Annotated in this window: 17 protein-coding genes; 9 read left to right on the top strand and 8 right to left on the bottom strand. The window is 62.5% G+C overall.

Annotated features, from left to right (window positions below):
• Positions 1-14: 14 nt before the first annotated feature.
• The 5 genes from ACFC2Y_RS05045 to ACFC2Y_RS05065 form a co-directional block, all read right to left on the bottom strand.
• Entirely contained in the window at positions 15-722 is a 708-nt protein-coding gene (locus ACFC2Y_RS05045) for an ABC transporter ATP-binding protein (protein ID WP_375174342.1), read from the bottom strand.
• Positions 719-1,501 carry an ABC transporter ATP-binding protein gene (locus tag ACFC2Y_RS05050; protein WP_375174341.1) on the bottom strand — a complete coding sequence of 261 codons (783 nt, stop codon included), beginning with the start codon at positions 1,499-1,501 and terminating at the stop codon, positions 719-721. The genes ACFC2Y_RS05045 and ACFC2Y_RS05050 overlap by 4 nt, the downstream gene beginning before the upstream one ends.
• A complete protein-coding gene (locus ACFC2Y_RS05055; RefSeq protein WP_375174340.1) occupies positions 1,498-2,766 on the bottom strand; it encodes a branched-chain amino acid ABC transporter permease in 1,269 nt (422 codons plus the stop codon). The genes ACFC2Y_RS05050 and ACFC2Y_RS05055 overlap by 4 nt, the downstream gene beginning before the upstream one ends.
• Positions 2,763-3,695, bottom strand: a complete 933-nt coding sequence (locus tag ACFC2Y_RS05060; RefSeq protein WP_375174339.1) for a branched-chain amino acid ABC transporter permease — start codon at positions 3,693-3,695, stop codon at positions 2,763-2,765. Before ACFC2Y_RS05060 ends, ACFC2Y_RS05055 begins: the two co-directional genes overlap by 4 nt.
• An 81-nt stretch (positions 3,696-3,776) precedes the next feature.
• On the bottom strand, positions 3,777-5,012 hold the full coding sequence (locus ACFC2Y_RS05065) for a branched-chain amino acid ABC transporter substrate-binding protein (RefSeq protein WP_375174338.1): 1,236 nt from the start codon (positions 5,010-5,012) through the stop codon (positions 3,777-3,779).
• A 142-nt stretch (positions 5,013-5,154) separates the two neighbouring features.
• Between ACFC2Y_RS05065 and ACFC2Y_RS05070 the strand changes: the two genes are divergently transcribed.
• The 9 genes from ACFC2Y_RS05070 to ACFC2Y_RS05110 all read left to right on the top strand — a co-directional run bounded on the left by ACFC2Y_RS05070 (position 5,155) and on the right by ACFC2Y_RS05110 (position 13,190).
• Positions 5,155-6,360, top strand: a complete 1,206-nt coding sequence (locus tag ACFC2Y_RS05070) for an acyl-CoA dehydrogenase family protein (RefSeq protein ID WP_375174337.1) — start codon at positions 5,155-5,157, stop codon at positions 6,358-6,360.
• Between the two features lie 12 nt (positions 6,361-6,372).
• Complete coding sequence (locus ACFC2Y_RS05075; RefSeq protein ID WP_375174336.1) at positions 6,373-7,497, top strand: acyl-CoA dehydrogenase family protein; 1,125 nt, start codon at positions 6,373-6,375, stop codon at positions 7,495-7,497.
• The gene (locus tag ACFC2Y_RS05080) at positions 7,497-8,330 is read left to right on the top strand and encodes an SDR family oxidoreductase (RefSeq protein WP_375174335.1); all 834 of its coding nucleotides are present in this window, start codon (positions 7,497-7,499) and stop codon (positions 8,328-8,330) included. The genes ACFC2Y_RS05075 and ACFC2Y_RS05080 overlap by 1 nt, the downstream gene beginning before the upstream one ends.
• A gap of 2 nt (positions 8,331-8,332) precedes the next feature.
• Positions 8,333-8,794, top strand: coding sequence for a MaoC family dehydratase (locus ACFC2Y_RS05085; RefSeq protein ID WP_375174334.1), 462 nt, complete (start codon positions 8,333-8,335; stop codon positions 8,792-8,794).
• A gap of 3 nt (positions 8,795-8,797) precedes the next feature.
• Complete coding sequence (locus tag ACFC2Y_RS05090) at positions 8,798-9,730, top strand: SDR family NAD(P)-dependent oxidoreductase (protein ID WP_375174333.1); 933 nt, start codon at positions 8,798-8,800, stop codon at positions 9,728-9,730.
• A gap of 18 nt (positions 9,731-9,748) precedes the next feature.
• Positions 9,749-10,951 carry an acetyl-CoA C-acyltransferase gene (locus tag ACFC2Y_RS05095; protein ID WP_375174332.1) on the top strand — a complete coding sequence of 401 codons (1,203 nt, stop codon included), beginning with the start codon at positions 9,749-9,751 and terminating at the stop codon, positions 10,949-10,951.
• A gap of 106 nt (positions 10,952-11,057) precedes the next feature.
• Positions 11,058-11,723 carry a histidine phosphatase family protein gene (locus ACFC2Y_RS05100; RefSeq protein ID WP_375174331.1) on the top strand — a complete coding sequence of 222 codons (666 nt, stop codon included), beginning with the start codon at positions 11,058-11,060 and terminating at the stop codon, positions 11,721-11,723.
• 12 nt (positions 11,724-11,735) lie between these two features.
• Complete coding sequence (locus ACFC2Y_RS05105) at positions 11,736-12,770, top strand: phosphotransferase family protein (RefSeq protein ID WP_375174330.1); 1,035 nt, start codon at positions 11,736-11,738, stop codon at positions 12,768-12,770.
• 6 nt (positions 12,771-12,776) lie between these two features.
• Positions 12,777-13,190: a PaaI family thioesterase gene (locus ACFC2Y_RS05110; protein WP_375186413.1), complete on the top strand. Its 414-nt coding sequence runs from the start codon at positions 12,777-12,779 to the stop codon at positions 13,188-13,190.
• Between the two features lie 3 nt (positions 13,191-13,193).
• On the opposite strand, the gene ACFC2Y_RS05115 is transcribed toward ACFC2Y_RS05110, so the two are convergent.
• From ACFC2Y_RS05115 to pnp, 3 genes are all read right to left on the bottom strand, one after another.
• Positions 13,194-14,027, bottom strand: coding sequence for an alpha-1,2-fucosyltransferase (locus ACFC2Y_RS05115; protein WP_375174328.1), 834 nt, complete (start codon positions 14,025-14,027; stop codon positions 13,194-13,196).
• Entirely contained in the window at positions 14,024-14,743 is a 720-nt protein-coding gene (locus tag ACFC2Y_RS05120) for a glycosyltransferase family 25 protein (RefSeq protein ID WP_375174327.1), read from the bottom strand. Before ACFC2Y_RS05120 ends, ACFC2Y_RS05115 begins: the two co-directional genes overlap by 4 nt.
• A gap of 185 nt (positions 14,744-14,928) precedes the next feature.
• The gene (pnp, locus tag ACFC2Y_RS05125) at positions 14,929-17,061 is read right to left on the bottom strand and encodes a polyribonucleotide nucleotidyltransferase (RefSeq protein WP_375174326.1); all 2,133 of its coding nucleotides are present in this window, start codon (positions 17,059-17,061) and stop codon (positions 14,929-14,931) included.
• Between the last annotated feature and the right edge of the window lie 31 nt (positions 17,062-17,092).

The raw sequence follows: 17,092 nt of genomic DNA on the forward strand, positions 1-17,092 counted from the left end.
CTATACCGGGCGGATCAGACCTCCAGCCACTCCTTGCGGACATCGTCACGGCCGGCGAATTCCTCCGGCGTGCCGCCGTAGACGATTTCGCCGTGGCCCATCACATAGACGCGATTGGCGATGCGCAGCGCGATGGAGAGCTTCTGTTCCACCAGCAGGATCGCGACACCGGTCTTGGCGATCTCCGCGATCGTGTCACCGATCTGCTGCACGATCTTCGGCGCCAGGCCCTCGGTCGGCTCGTCGATGATGATCAGCTCCGGATCGCCCATCAGGGTCCGGCACATGGTCAGCATCTGCTTTTCGCCGCCCGACAGGACACCGGCGGGATTGTCGGCCCGCGCCCGCAGGTTGGGGAACATGTCCAGCATCTGGTCGATGCTGTACTTGCCCGGGTTCTTCATGTCCTTCACGCCGAGGATCAGGTTCTGGCGCACCGTCATCGTCGGGAAGATGTCCCGGCTTTCCGGCACATAGCCCAGACCCAGACGGCTGATCTTGTGGCTTTCCAGCCCCGAGATCGGCTGACCCTTGAACAGGATCTCGCCCTTCGGCGCGACCTCGCCCATGATGGCCTTGGCGGTGGTGGAGCGCCCCACCCCGTTGCGGCCCAGAAGCGCGATCACCTCGCCCGGCATGATTTCCATGTTCACGCCGCGCAGCACATGCGACTTGCCGTAGAAGGCATGGAGGTCTTTGACTTCGAGCATTGGCTGGGTCATGCGGTTTCCTCCGCCCCGTTTTCTTCTGGCAGGGCTTCATCCCCGAGATAGGCTTCGCGGACCTTGGGATCGCCCCGGATCTCGGACGGCGGGGCCGAGGCGATGATCTCGCCATAGACCAGAACCGAGATCCGGTCCGCCAGGTCGAAGATCACGCCCATGTCGTGTTCGACGATCACCAGCGTCTTGCCTTCGCTCGACTTGCGGATCAGTTCCACCGCGCGGTCGGTTTCCGAATGGCTCATGCCCGCGGTCGGTTCATCCAGCAGGATGACATTCGCCCCGCCCGCGATGGTGATCGCGATTTCCAGCGCGCGCTGATCCGCATAGGGCAGCAGCGCGGCAGGCATGTTGGCCTTGTCGACCAGCGCGCAGTGTTCCAGCACCTCGTAGGTCTTCTCCTGCACCTGCTTGGAGGAGGTTACGCTTTTCCAGAAGGAATAGCCCTGCCCGAGCGAGTGCAGCACGCCGCAGCGCACGTTTTCGCGCACGGTCATGTTGGCGAAGATGTTGGACACCTGGAAGGACCGTGACAGGCCCATCCGGTTGATCTCGAACGGGGGGACGCCCGAGATCAGCGTGCCATTCAGCGACACCGTGCCCGAGGACGGGGTGTAGAGCCCCGAAATCAGGTTGAACAATGTCGACTTGCCCGCGCCGTTCGGACCGATGATCGCATGACGTTCGCCCGCGGGAATGTCGAGCGAGACGTCATTGATGATCTTGGCCGGACCGAAGCTCTTGCTCAGGTTCTTCAGTGAAAGGGCGGGAGCGGTCATGCCGGCATCTCCTCTTTCTTGCGGCCGACGAAACGGAGGATCGAGACCCCCGCCGCCAGCGGCACGATAATCGCGATCCAGGTCACGACACTGTCGATCGGGAAGTGCAGCCCATAGGGTTCGAAGGACTCGCCCCAGCCATTGGACCAGCGAACCGCCACTTCGACCAGGATGATCAGGCCGACCAGCATCAGTCCGCAGCCCACCAGCTGCATCAGCCACTTCTTCAGGAACTCGCCCGGATTACTGCCGCGAATACCCTCCCAGAAGCCGAAGACGATCCCGGCGATGCCGCGCGGGGCGTACATCACGATGATCACGAACATGAGGCCCAGGTACAAAAGCCAGGCTTCGGTAAAGTCGGACATCATCGAGGACATGTAGGTCAGCAGGATCGCCCCCATGATCGGACCGGCGAAGTAGGTGATGCCACCCACATAAGCCATGATCAGGACAAAGCCCGACGGGATCAGCGACAGTGCCTCAGGTGTGAAGATCTCGTAGTTTACGGCGGACATGCCCCCGGCGAGACCTGCAAAGCCACCGGAAATCGAGAAGACCAGCCAGCGTACGCGCGTCGGGTTGTAGCCGATGAACTGAACGCGCTGCGGGTTGTCGCGGGTCGCTTCGGACAGACGGCCCAGGGGCGTCCGGGTGAAGGCATACATCGCGAGGACCGCAAGGATCGTCCAGAAGGCCATGAACCAGTAGATATCCTGCATCGGACCCATGGTCAGGCCGAAGACCTCCGGCCCGTTCATCCGGTCGCCGTTGATCCCCTGTTCGCCGCCGAAGAGACTGTCGAACATGAAGGCCCCGGAGAACACCAGCTCGGCCACACCGAGTGAGATCATCGCGAAGGTGGTCCCTGCCCGACGACAGGAGAAGGACCCGATCACCACGGCCGCGGCCGCGCCGGCAAGAAAGCCCATCAGCGGCAGGAAGAAGGTCGGATAGCTGCCCCAGAGGCCGCGTCCGTCTTCGATCCAGTTCATCGCATGCATGCAGAAGTACCCGCCGAGGCCGAAGTAGACCGCATGCCCGAAGGAGAGCATACCCCCCTTTCCGAGCAGCATGTTATAGGCCACCGCGAAGACGATGTAGATCGCCATCTGGTGAATGACCGCCAGCATTGTCCGCGACGGGTCTGTCAGCGGGATCAGCAGAATGATCGCGATGAAGATCAGGAACGGCAGAGCCCGCTGGCGGAACTTCTCGCCCACGGAGGGGGCGAGATTGCCATGAGTTTGCGTCGTATCGCTCATAGGTCTTGCTCCCCCATCAGGCCACGCGGCCTAAAGATCAGCATCAGCACCAGCAGCAGGAAGGGCATGACAGGCGCCAGCGAGGAAATGGTGATATCCCCGATTTCAGAGGTCGGGCTGAGCCCGGTGAACCAGAAGATTTCCGCGAAGGAGGCATTGATGCCCACGGCGAAGTTCTGGATCAGTCCGATCAGCAACGAGGCCAGGAACGCCCCTTCGAGCGAACCGATGCCACCGACAACGACCACCACGAAGACGATCGGCCCCATCTGCACGGCCATGGCCGGGTCGGTCACGAAGATGTTGCCCGCGATCACACCGGCGAGGCCGGCCATCGCACAGCCGATGCCAAAGACGGTCATGAAGATCAGCGGCACGTTGTGGCCCAGGTGGCCGACCATATGCGGATGCGTCAGCGCCGCCTGGATGATCAGACCCGCGCGGGTCTTCTTCAGCAGGTACCACAGACCGACCAGCATCCCGATCGCGATGAACAGCATGAAGATCCGGTAAGCCGGGAAGGACGCGCCATAGACGGTGAACGCAGGGAAATTCAGCAGTTCGGGGATGCGATAGTCCACGGAGGTCTTGCCGTAGAAGATCTTGACGACTTCCTCGATCAGATAGGCAAGGCCGAAGGTGAACAGCAGTTCGGCCACATGCCCGTTGGCATGGACCTTGCGCAGCCCGTAGCGTTCGACCAGCGCACCGACCAGCCCGACAAGAACCGGGGCGACGAATAGCGCGATCCAGAAACTGGACGAGCCTGAAATGGTGAAGGCGAAATAAGCGCCCAGCATGTAGAAGCTCGCATGTGCGAAGTTCAGCACGCCCATCATCGAGAAGATGAGGGTCAGGCCGGACGACAGCATGAACAGCAGGAGCCCGTAGATCACGCCATTCAGCAGCGCGAATACGATCGTTTCCATGATGACCTCGTTGAGTGTAGTTGGGGCGCCGAGCTTTCACGGCACGGCGCCCCATTTAGATCGTTAGACTGACGTCCGAGATTACGGCTTCTCGGGGCGCTCCATCTCGCAGGTCGTCGGCTGCTCGGCGGCTGCGGCTTCGATCTTGCCGCCGTCGACCATCTTCCAACCCAGCTCGATGTTGTCCACGCCGTATTTCACGTCGTCGGACACAGTCGAGATGTAGAGGTTCTGCTGCACCTGGTGGTCGTCTGCACGCATGGTGACCGGACCATAGGCGTCCTCGTGGGTCATGCCTTCGAGGGCGTAGGCCACGGCGATCGGCTCCACGGAACCGGCTTCTTCAGCGGCCTTTTTGAACATGCGCATCGCGACATGTGCCCGGTGGTAGTAGTAGTCATACTCCGGGAAACGCTCTTTGTACGTCTCGATGAGCTCGTACTGGCCTTCGTCGGCTTCAAGGTTCGTGATGCCTTCGGTAACCTGGTACAGCAGGTCCTTGGCGCCATCACCAAGTGCGGACACCGCACCAAGCGAACCACCGTAGAAGGTCAGATAGGGAATGTCGGACCCGGATTCCGCAGCGGCTTTCATCAGCAGCTGCATGTCGGCGCCCCAGTTGCCGGTGATCACGGCATCCGCACCCGAAGAGATGATCTTCTGGATGTAGGGGGTGAAGTCCTTAACCTTGCCAAGCGGGTGGAGTTCGTTGCCGACGATTTCGATGTCGCTACGCTTTTCTTTGAGCTGGCTTTCCGCAGCAGCTGCGACGGCCTGGCCGAAGATGTAGTCCTGACCGATCAGGTAGACCTTTTTGATGTCATCCTGCGATCTGATATAGTCGGTGATCGCCGCCATTTTCATGTCGGCATGCGCATCGAACCGGAAGTGCCAGAAAGAGCAGTCTTCGTTCGTGAAGGCCGGCGTCACGGCCGCGTAGTTGAAGAAGAGAACCTCTTCGCCGGGGTTGCGCGAGTTGTGCTTGTTGACAGCGTCGATGATCGCCGCAGCCACCGAAGAACCGTTGCCCTGGAAAATATAGCGGGCGCCGCTGTCGATCGCCTTCTGCAGCTGAACCAGCGATTCCTTCGGATTGACCTTGTTGTCGTAGCCGGTGACTTCGATCATCTCACCGTTCACGCCGCCTGCTTCGTTGATTCGCTCGGCTTCCAGAATGAAGCTGGTGTAGGCCGCTTCACCCGACGGACCGAACGGACCGGAGAGCGGGTCGATGAACGCCATTTTGATGTCGGCCTGCGCGGCCGTCACGGCGACAAAAGAAACTGCAGCCGCGAGTGCGGCTTTCTTGATGGACATGGATTTCCTCCCGTTACGAAAGTCCGGATTCTCACCCGGATGGTTTCTGAACCCGATCAAAAGGTTTCCGACCCGCCTTGTCAAGCAAACTGTGAAATTCTATTCTGCAATGCAAAACATGCGCTGATTGGGAGGAGCGGATATGTCGTCATTTTCGGACGACCTGGACCAGTTTCGGTCCGAGGTCGCGGCTTTTATCGCCGAAAAATGCCCTCAAAAACTGAAGGTTATGCCCGCCGATCAACGGACGATCTGTTGGGGCGGCAAACGCTTCACTTTCTCCTGCGACGAGCAGCGAATCTGGATGGAAAATGCCGCTTCGGTCGGGCTGACGGCCCCCAGATGGCCGACGGAATACGGCGGTGCCGGACTGACTCGGGCCCAGGAAAAGATCTTCCGCGAAGAAATGTCCAAGGCCAGGGCGCCCTCGCCGCTGGAAAGTTTCGGCCTCTGGATGCTTGGCCCGGCGCTGCTGGCCTTCGGCACCCACGAACAGAAGCTGAAGTATCTGCCAGATATCACCAACGGCCGCGTCCGCTGGTGCCAGGGATATTCCGAACCCGGCGCGGGCAGTGACCTTGCGTCAGTTCAGACCCGGGCCGAGGACAAGGGCGACCATTGGGTGGTCAACGGCTCGAAAATCTGGACCTCCTACGCCGACAAGGCCGACTGGATTTTCGCCCTCGTCCGCACCGACAAGGACGCGCCAAAGCACAAGGGCATCTCCTTCATGCTGATCGACATGGAGGCCAACGGCGTCTCCACCAAGCCGATCAAGCTGATCTCCGGCGCCTCGCCCTTCTGCGAAACCTTCTTTGACGATGTCATGGTCCCCAAGACCGACGAAGAGGGCAATTCCCGCATCGTGGGCGAGCTCAACCGCGGTTGGGATGTCGCGAAACATCTTCTGACGCACGAGCGCGAGATGATCGGCGGCGGCGGCTCCGGCGCGGCGGGCGGCATCCTTGGCGGCCGCTCCCTCGGCGCCTTCATCGACACGCTGGACGAACATATCATGGACGATCCGGTGATCCGCGCCCAGACGATGGAGCTGGAGATCGACACGCTGGCCATGGGCATGACGATGGAACGCTACAAGGACATGGCGAAACAGGGCGGCGTCGGCCATGCCTCTGCCATGCTGAAATACTCCGGGACGGAGCTGAACAAGCGCCGCTATGAAATCCTGATGTCTATCACCGGCTCCGAAGGGGTGGAGTGGAAGGGCGATCATGGCACCCTGGCGCCGGAATGGCTGCGCACCAAGGCGAACTCGATCGAGGGCGGGACGAGCGAAGTGATGCTCGACATCCTGTCCAAACGCGTTCTCGAATTGCCGTCTTCGTAAAGGATTATCACCATGGTTGCTTCGCTTGTCCCGACCGAGGATGAAGTCATGCTGCGCGACGCTGCGCGCGGCTTTCTGCAGGAAAGCTCCCCCGTTACCGCCTTCCGCGCCAACCGCGATGCCGGGCGCACCTACGACCCCGGTCTCTGGAAAGAGATGGCCCAGATGGGCTGGACCGGGGTCCTGCTGCCCGAAGAGGCCGGAGGCTCCGACATGGGCCACCGTGCCGCAGGCATCCTGAGCGAGGAGATGGGCGAGGTTCTGGCCGCCTCCCCCTTCATCTCCACCGCCGTGATGGCCGCCACCGCGCTGAAGGGCGCGGCGAATGATCGGCTGGCGGGGATTGCCTCCGGCGATGCGATCTACGCGCTGGCCGTGGACGAAGGGCCGAAACACGCCCCCCTGCGCACCGACCTGCGGGCCGAGAAATCCGGCAACGCCTTCAAACTGTCCGGTCGCAAGGTCTTTGTCGCCGATGGTGGCGCCGCGACCCGCGTGCTGGTCCTGGCCCGCACTGGCGGCACGGCGGGCGAGGCCGAGGGGCTGACCCTCTTCGACATCGACGCGGGGCGCGCGGGCCTGACCCGCACCGCCAAGCGCACGGTGGATGAACGGGACCACGCCCAGATTGACTTCGACAATGTGGAGGCCACCGGCGACGACGTCGTGGGCGAGGTCGATTGCGGCATGGCCGCTGTCCACGCCGCGCTGAATGCCGGTCAGGCCGCGCTGTCGGCCGAATTGCTCGGCGTCTCTGCCGGGGCCTTCGGGATGACCACCGGCTACCTGAAGGAGCGTAAGCAGTTCGGACGCACCATCGGATCCTTCCAGGCGCTGCAACACCGCGCCGCGCATCTGTTCGCGGAAATCGAGATTACCGCGTCGGCCATCACCAACGCGGGCCGCGTCATGGACGAGGACCCCGAAGGATCGGACATCGCGGTTTCCATCGCCAAGGCCCGCGCGACCCAGACCGCAAAACTGGCGGTCAGCGAGGGCGTGCAGATGCACGGCGGCATCGGCATGACCGACGAATTTGACATGGGCTTCTTCATGAAGCGCGCGCGCGTCGGCGCGGAATGGCTGGGCGACTATGGCTATCATGCCGCCCGCGTGGCAGTAGCGAGGGGCTTCTGATGTCGGATCTACTGGTTTCCAAACTTTTCGACCTGACGGGCAAGAAAGCACTGGTCACCGGCGGCGCCTCGGGCATCGGCCTGATGGCGGCCGAGGCGCTGATGGGCGCGGGCTGCGACGTCATGATCGCCTCGCGCAAGGTCCACGCCTGCGAAGGCGCGGCGGATCAGTTGAACCAGATGGGCCTGACCGGCAAGGCCGAGGGCTTTGCCGGGGATGTCGGCAGCGAAGAGGGTGTTCTGGCCCTCGTGAAAGAGGTCGAGAAACGCACCGACAGCCTGCCGATCCTGCTCAACAACGCGGGCAAGACCTGGGGCGCACCCTCTATGGAGGAATTTCCCTATGACGCATGGTCCCGCGTGCTGGACGTCAACGTCACTGGCATGTTCTACCTGACCCAGAAACTGCTGCCCCTGCTGCGCAAGGCGGCCAGCTTCGAAGACCCGGCCCGCGTGCTCAACACCGGCTCCATCGTCGGTATCCAGCCGCGCGGCGGCACGGCCTACAGCTACGGCGTTTCCAAGGGTGCGGTGCATCACATGACGACGCTCATGTCGTCCGAACTGGCGCCGCAGTACATCACGGTCAACGCCTTCGCGCCCGGGCCTTTCCTGTCCAAGATGATGGCCTTTGCCATCGGCACGGAGGAACAGCGTGAAAAGGCCGGTCAGAACATCCCTCTTGGCCGTGTCGGCACGCCGGAGGATATTGCGGGGGTGGTTCTCTACCTCTGTTCCCGCGCCGGGGCCTATGTCTCGGGTCACACGATACCGGTGGCAGGCGGGCTCAACGCCGCGGTCGCCGCCAAAGCCGCATCGGTTCAGGAGGATTGAAGATGAGCAAGACCGTCACCCGCGAAGAATACGAGGCCATGGTCGGCCAGGAGATCGGTGTCTCCGACTGGTTCGAGATGACGCAGGAGCGGATCAACACCTTTGCCGACTGCACCGAGGACTGGCAGTACATTCATGTTGACCCCGAAAAGGCCGCCAAGACCCCCTTCGGCACGACAATCGCGCATGGCTTCCTGACCATGTCGATGCTCTCGGCCATGGTCTATCAGATGCCCTCGGTCGAGGGGGTGGTCATGGGCGTAAACTATGGCATGAACAAGATGCGCTTCGTCTCGCCTGTCCCGGTCGGCTCAAAGATCCGGGGGCGCTTCGTCCTCGACAAGGTCGAGGAGATCCGCCCGGGCGAGATTCAGACAACCACGACCGTCACGGTCGAGATCGACGGCAAAGACAAGCCCGCCCTCGTTGCCGAGTGGCTGGGCCGCAGATATTTCGGAGGATAATACATGAGCATTCGTTTCGACGGCCGCGTGGCCATCGTCACCGGCGCCGGCGTCGGCCTTGGCCGCGCCCATGCCCTGGGCCTGGCGGCCCGCGGCGCAAAGGTCGTGGTCAACGACCTGGGCGTTGCCACCGACGGCACCGGGTCGTCCAGCGCCCAGGCCGAAGCGGTGGTGAAGGAGATCGAGGCCATGGGCGGCGAAGCCATGGCCCATGGTGCGAACGTCACCGACGAGGCGCAGGTTCAGGACATGGTCGATCAGGCCATCGACCGATTTGGCAAGGTGGACATCCTGCTCTGCAACGCGGGTATCCTGCGCGACAAGACATTCTCCAAGATGGAGCTGGACGACTTCCGAAAGGTGGTCGACGTGCACCTGATGGGATCGGTCATCCCGACCAAGGCCCTGTGGGAACATTTCCGCCAGAACGAATACGGCCGGATCGTCTACACCACCTCGTCCTCGGGCCTCTACGGCAACTTCGGCCAGTCGAACTATGGTGCGGCCAAGGCGGCCATGGTCGGGCTGATGAACGTGCTGGTCCAGGAGGGCAACAAGTACAACATCAAGGCCAACATCCTGTCGCCGACAGCCGCGACCCGGATGACCGAAGAGTTGCTGCCGCAACAGATGCTTGACCTGCTCAAGCCCGAAACGATCACCCCCGGCGTGCTGACCCTGCTTCACGAGGACGCGCCCAACCGGATGATCATGGGCGCGGGCGGCGGCGTCTTTGCCGAATGCCGCATCTACGAAACCGACGGCGTCGCCTTTGCCGACGACGAGCTGGACCCCGACACAATCGCGTCGCGGATGGAGGAGATCCGCAGCGAAGAGGGTCAGCAGATCATGCCTGGTGCCTTTGCCCAGACAGGAAAATTCGCCCGGAAGGCTGCGGAACTCCGCGGCATCGAGCTTCCGGACCGGACCAAGTAAACTCAGGAGGACTATCAAATGCGTGACGCAGTTATCGTCTCAACAGCACGGACCCCGATCGGCAAGGCCTATCGCGGTGCGTTCAACAACACCCAGGCTCAGGAACTGATCGGCCATGCCGTGAAGAACGCCGTGGAGCGCGCGGGCCTCGATGGCTCCGAAATCTCCGACTGCGTGATCGGCTGCGCAATCGAGCAGGGGTCCACCGGCGGCAACATCGGCCGTCAGGCCGTGATCCGCGCGGGGCTTCCGGTCTCCATCGCGGGCATGTCCATGGACCGCCAGTGTGCAAGCGGCATGATGGCCATCGCCACGGCGGCCAAGCAGGTCGTGCATGACGGCATGGACATCGTGATCGGCGGCGGTGTCGAATCCATTTCGCTGGTTCAGAACCAGAACATGCGCACCGACCGCGCGCGCGATCCCTGGATTCAGGAACACAAGCCCGAGCTTTACATGACCATGCTGGAAACGGCAGAAATCGTGGCAGAGCGCTATAACGTATCGCGCGAAGACCAGGACGAATACGCCCTGAGATCGCAGCAGCGCACCGCCGCCGCACAGCAGGCCGGCAAGTTCGACGACGAAATCGTGCCGCTGACCTCGACCATGGCCGTGGTCGACAAGGAGACGAAGGAAGTCTCCTACAAGGAAGTCACGCTGGAGAAGGACGAAGGCAACCGCCCGTCCACCACGCTGGAAAACCTCCAGGGTCTCGCGCCGGTCTTCAAGGACGGCCAGCAGATCAAGGAAGGCAAGAACATCACCGCCGGTAACGCCTCGCAGCTCTCCGATGGTGCCTCGGCCTCCGTCATCATGGAAGCCAAGGAAGCCGAAAAGCGCGGTCTCCAGCCGCTTGGCCGCTACGTCGGTGTCATGGCCGCAGGCCTCGGCCCGGAAGAAATGGGCATCGGCCCGATCTATGCCGTGCCGAAACTGCTGGAAGCGCACGGGCTCAAGATGGACGACATCGGCCTGTGGGAACTGAACGAGGCCTTCGCCAGCCAGGTTCTGCAGTCTCAGCGTGTCCTGGGCATCCCGGACGAGCTGCTGAACGTGAACGGCGGCGCGATCTCCATCGGTCACCCCTACGGCATGTCCGGCGCCCGCATGGTCGGCCACGCGCTGATCGAGGGCAAGCGTCGCGGTGCCAAATACGTTGTCTGCACCATGTGTGTCGGTGGCGGCATGGGTGCGGCCGGCCTTTTCGAAGTCCTCTGAAACCACTGATGTGCCCCGGCCTCATGCCGGGGCCTCGCGTCGCATGAGCCGCGCGGGGTCCCGGCGCAAGGCCGGGACACGAACCGAAAAGCGCCAAGTCCCCCCTATGCCCACACTCTACCTTATCCGCCATGGTCAGGCGTCCTTCGGGGCCGCCAATTACGACAAGCTCTCTGAAATAGGCCATGAACAATCCGAAGCGCTCGGCCAATGGTTTGCGCAGGAAGGGATCATTCCCGATGTCGTGGCGCATGGCACCCTGACCCGCCAGAAAGAGACCCTTGCCGGCATCCTCAAGGGCATGAAGCTTGAGCTTGAAGCCGAATTGCAGGCGGGGCTCGATGAATACGATTTCAGCAACCTGCTGAAGGCCAAGTACGCCGCGGGTGGCGAACCCGAGGGCATGCTGTCCGATCACAAAAGCCACTTCCGCACACTGCGCACCACCGTGGCGGAATGGCAGCGCGACGAAATCCCCGACCCGCCAGAGATGTGGGCCGAATTCACCGGTCGCGTCGACACGGCCTGCAAGGCCCTGATGCGCGACGGGGTCGAGACGGTCTTTGCAGTCTCCTCCGGCGGTGCGATTTCCCAGGCGGTGTCTGCCCTGCTGGAAACGCCCGGCATCCACCAGACAAAGATGCAGTTGCAAATGAAGAACACGGCGATCACGCGCTTCGTCTTCACCCCGCGAAACACCTATTTCCACGGGTTCAACGAAACCCCGCATATCACGGCGGCCAATGCCGACCGTCTGCTGACTTACGCTTGAGGGAGGGTAACGATGACCAAACAGGACCCCACGAAACTCGACGTTGCCGCCGTTGAAACGTGGCTCACCGAAAACCTGCCCGGCTTTGAAGGCCCGATCGAGGCCGAGAAGTTCGACGTCGGTCAGTCAAACCCGACCTTCCGCCTGGTCACACCCAATCACAGATACGTCCTGCGTCGCAAACCGCCGGGCGTCCTGCTGAAATCCGCCCATGCGGTGGATCGTGAATTCCGGGTGCAGAAGGCGCTTTATGAAACCGACGTGCCGGTGACCAAGGTTCATGTGCTCTGCGAGGACGATGATGTCATCGGGTCGATGTTCTACGTGATGGACGAAGTCGACGGCCGACATTTCAATCTGCCTTCGCTGCCGGAACTGGCGGTGGAGGACAGATGGGCCGTCCATGACGAAATGTCCCGCGTTCTCGCTGCCATCCACGCCGTCGACCTCGACGCGACGGGGCTGAGCGACTACGGCCCCACGGGCAACTACTACGAACGCCAGATCGGCCGCTGGACCAAGCAGTACCGCGCCAGCGAAACCGACACGATCCCGGCGATGGACGAGTTGATCGAGTGGCTGAACAACAACATCCCTGCCGACGACGGGCTGCGCACCCTGGCGCATGGCGATTACCGCATCGACAACATGCTTTTCGAAAAGGACCGCCCCCGTGTCGCCGCCGTCCTCGACTGGGAGCTTTCGACCACCGGCCATCCCTATGCCGATGTCGCCGCCGTGATCATGCAATGGTCCATGCCGGGTGGCGCGAACAGCCGGGGCCTGGCGGGGATCGACCGCAAGGCGGAAGGGCTGATGACCGACGAGGAGTTTGTCGAGAGCTACTGCAAACGCGCCGGCATTCCCGGCATCGACAAGTTCGGCTTCTATCTCGCCTTCACCTTCTTCCGCATGGCCGGCATCATCCAGGGCGTGTACAAACGCGCGCTGGACGGCAATGCATCGAACCCCGAGCGCGCCAAGCAAATGAGTGCCTCGGTTCCGCGCTTTGCCGAGGCCGGCCTGAAAGCGGCCAAAACTGTCTGAGGACCAATGAAAGACCACATGATCGACCCCGACCTCGTCGAAGACCCCTACCCGCTTCAGAAACACCTGGGATTCTACATCACCGAATGGCGCGAAGGGTTTGCCCGCTTCGAACTGCCGATGGAAGATTTCCTGATGAATCGCTACGGCATCCCCCATGGCGGCGTCCACGCTGTCATGGCGGACACGGTCATGGGCTACTGCGGCTGCTACACCGGTGATCCAAAGGCCAAGGAACTGGCCATGACGCTGAACCTCAGCGTCAACTATGTGGGGCCGTTGAAGGGCAAGGTGATCATTGCCGAGGGGACGGTCACCGGCGGAGGCGCCAAGACCTTCTTCGCCGAGGCCGTGATCAAGGATGAAGACGGCAACGTCGCCGCCCGTGCGACCGGCGTCTTCCGACGACGCGGCAAATAGGCCTCAGACAGTCAGCCAGCTTTCCGGCAGGATATCGGGGTTGCGCAGCTTGGGATTGGCGAACCAGTCCTTCGGGCCGACCACGATCTTGCCCGGATCGGCATTCAGCCAGGCGCCCCACCACGAGAAGGAGGAATTGGCGATGATGTTGTGATTGCACAGCGACATCAGCCGCATATCCTCGTAATCCGCCCCCTCGCCATTGTGGTCGATCACCTCGCGCTGCCCTGGCAGCACAAGGTGATCCCGCGCCCAGTCCGGTTCGTCCGAGAAGACATAGATCACCGGCTCCGCCTCCAGCCGCGGCAGCAGCGCCGCCAGCGCCGCGTCGTAATAGGCCTGGTCACAGACCCCATGCGTCGACAGGGCCACATAATCCCCCCGCCTGACATGCAGCGAGACCGACAGCCCCTCGCCGATCTGCGCGGCCAGCTCCGCATTGCGGCCCGTCGCGGGCGGAAGGTCGAAATCGGACCGGATCTGATCGGCATGGCGCCCGAAGTATTTCTCCGACTGCCAGTAGCCGTGCAGATAGCTGTCATCGGGCAGGGAAAAGAACGCGGGATCAAATCCCAGCCCCTTTTCGCGGTGATACTTCGGCGAGGACCCGAAATACCGCCACAGGTAATGCGCCAGTTTCCGGTCGTGTTTCGAGGGCGGCAGATCCCCCGCCACCACCGGCAGGTCCCAGATCCGGGTGATCGAGCGTTCGCCCCGCGCAATCGCCAACCGGTCATCCAGCACGACCTGTGTCCCCAGTTCCAGCGCCAGCGCCCGCGCCGCTGCATATTGGAACATCTGGTTGCCCGTGCGCCCATGAAATCGCGTGTAGATCATCTGTCCGCCCCCGATAGCCGCGCCACCTTCCCGCGATAGCGCATGCGGTGCCAGCTGCGTTTGACCTCCGCCAGGGGCGAGGTATGGCTCTGAATCGTGCTACCGCCCGTTTCTGCCACGGCGCTGCGCACCGGCGCGGGCGACAGGGTCAGCGTCTCCACCCCGGTCAGCCAGCGCATCTGCAGGAACGTATCCACCGGCCGGTCAAACTGCCCTGTCAGTTCCAGAAACCGCGCCGCGGCCTCGCGCCCGACAAGCTGCATCCCGGTGGTCAGACCCACGACCCGGGGCCGGTGCAGCCGAACGTCTCCCGAAGAAGCCAGGACCTCCTCCGGTTCTTCCCGGTCGCGCAGGGGAAACCGGATCAGCCGGTTCGGCGCCGCGTTTTCCAGAGCCAGCGCCAGCGCCGCCTCGAACCCTTCGGCCGGGACAATGTCATCCTCGACAATCAGCGCCGCCTCGTCATCGGAGGCGACGATCCTTTCCCAGGCCTTGCGATGCGACAGGAAACAGCCCACTTCGCCCGGCTTGGGCGGGAAAGGATAGGCCGGCTGGTGCAGCACCGGCACACAGACCGCCGCCCGTTCCGCCTCGCTCATCACCCGCCCGTCGACGGCCGAGAGCACCTCGGCCGCTGGCAGGAGGCCCTGCAACGTATCGACCAGAGGCTGACGCGCCGTGCTGCCGTCGAGGTGGATGATATAGCTGCGGATCATGGCGCCTTCGTATGACGCGGGGCCCTAGCGGTCCAGCCCTTTGAGCATGGCCCACCCCCCCCGGCAATCACACACACCTTGAGATCACAAATTGTGATCTCAACCTGACGCATTTGGGCGTAGGAAACAAAGAAAAAGCCCCGACCAACCGGCCGGGGCTCTCCCATTCAACGATGCCAGCGGGATTACTCCGCGGCATCCTCTTTCGCGATCTCTTCGCCGGTCTCCTGATCGACCATCTTCATGGCCAGGCGAACCTTGCCACGATCGTCGAAGCCCAGAAGCTTCACGTAGACGTCCTGGCCTTCCTTCAGCACATCCGACGGATGGTTCAGGCGGCGGTTTTCGATCTGGGACACGTGCACCAGGCCGTCACGCTTGCCAAAGAAGTTCACGAAGGCGCCGAAGTCGACGATCTTCACAACCTTGCCCTTGTAGACCTGGCCTTCTTCCGGCTCTGCCACGATCGAATGGATCATGTCATAGGCCTTCTGGATGGCGTCACCGTTCGGCGAGGCGATCTTGATGATGCCTTCGTCGTTGATGTCGACCTTGGCACCGGAAACCTCGACGATCTCGCGGATGACCTTGCCGCCGGACCCGATCACTTCACGGATCTTGTCGGTCGGGATCTGCATCGTCTCGATCCGCGGGGCGTGGACGGAGAATTCACCCGTCCCGGCCTGCGCCTTGTTCATCTCGCCAAGGATATGCATCCGGCCGTCTTTCGCCTGGGCGAGGGCCTTCTTCATGATCTCAGGTGTGATGCCTGCAACCTTGATGTCCATCTGGAGCGAGGTGATCCCCGCTTCGGTCCCGGCCACCTTGAAGTCCATGTCGCCGAGGTGGTCCTCGTCGCCCAGGATATCGGTCAGGATGGCGTAGGAGCCGTCGTCTTCCAGCACCAGGCCCATGGCCACACCGGCCACGGCGGCCTTCAGCGGAACGCCCGCGTCCATCATGGACAGCGACCCGCCACAGACGGAGGCCATCGAGGACGAGCCATTGGATTCCGTGATCTCCGACACGATACGGATCGTGTAGGGGAAGTCGGTCGCGGCGGGCAGAACGGCCTGAAGGGCACGCCATGCCAGCTTGCCGTGACCGATTTCACGACGACCCGGGGAACCAACGCGGCCCACTTCGCCGACCGAGTAGGGCGGGAAGTTGTAATGCAGCATGAAGTTGGATTTGAAGTTGCCGTGCAGCGCGTCGATGAACTGTTCGTCATCGCCGGTGCCAAGCGTGGTCACGACCAGACCCTGCGTTTCTCCACGGGTGAAGAGCGCGGAGCCATGGGTACGCGGCAGCAGGCCAGTTTCGACCTCGATCTGACGCACCTGATCCAGGGCACGACCGTCGATCCGCTTGCCATCCTTCACGACAGTGCCGCGCAGGACGGTGGATTCCAGCTTCTTCAGCGCGGACCCGAGGTTCGCATCTTCCAGCTGTTCCTCGGTCAGGCCCGCCTTGATGGCGTCCTTCGCGGCGGCAACAGCGGCAACGCGCTCCTGCTTGTCAGTGATGGCATAGGCCGCCTTCATCTGCTCTTCGCCCGCCGCCTTCACGACCTCGTAGAGTGCGGAATAATCCGGCGGGGTGAAGTCGAACGGCTCTTTCGCGGCATCCTCGGCCAGCGAGATGATCAGGTCGATGACCGGCTGGATCTGCTCGTGCGCGAAGGTCACGGCGCCCAGCATCTCGTCCTCGGTCAGTTCGTAAGCCTCGGACTCCACCATCATGACGGCGTCCTTGGTGCCGGCCACAACCAGGTCGAGCCGCTGCTCGGGGTTGTTGCGCAGGCCCTGCATGTCGTCGACCGAGGGGTTCAGCACATACTCGCCATCGACGAAGCCGACGCGGGCACCGGCGATCGGCCCCATGAACGGCGCGCCGGAGATGGTCAGCGCAGCGGAGGCCGCGATCATCGCCACCACGTCCGGGTCGTTGACCAGGTCGTGCGACAGCACGGTGCACATCACCAGAACTTCATGCTTGAAGCCCGGCACGAACAGCGGGCGGATCGGACGGTCGATCAGGCGCGCGGTCAGCGTTTCCTTTTCGGTCGGCCGCGCCTCGCGCTTGAAAAAGCCACCCGGCACTTTACCGGCGGCGTAGTATTTCTCCTGGTAATGAACCGTCAGCGGGAAGAAATCCTGGCCCGGCTTCGGTTCCTTGGCGAAGGTCACGTTCGCCATCACGCTGGTCTCACCCAGGGTCGCGATCACGGTGCCATCCGCCTGACGGGCAACCTTGCCCGTTTCCAGAGTGAGGGTTTCATCGCCCCACTCCATCGTCTTCGTAGTTACATTGAACATGTCGTATCCTTTAGAGAGCACTCCCGGCCCC

Source organism: Pseudooceanicola sp. (assembly GCF_041987405.1).
Lineage (GTDB): Bacteria > Pseudomonadota > Alphaproteobacteria > Rhodobacterales > Rhodobacteraceae > Pseudooceanicola.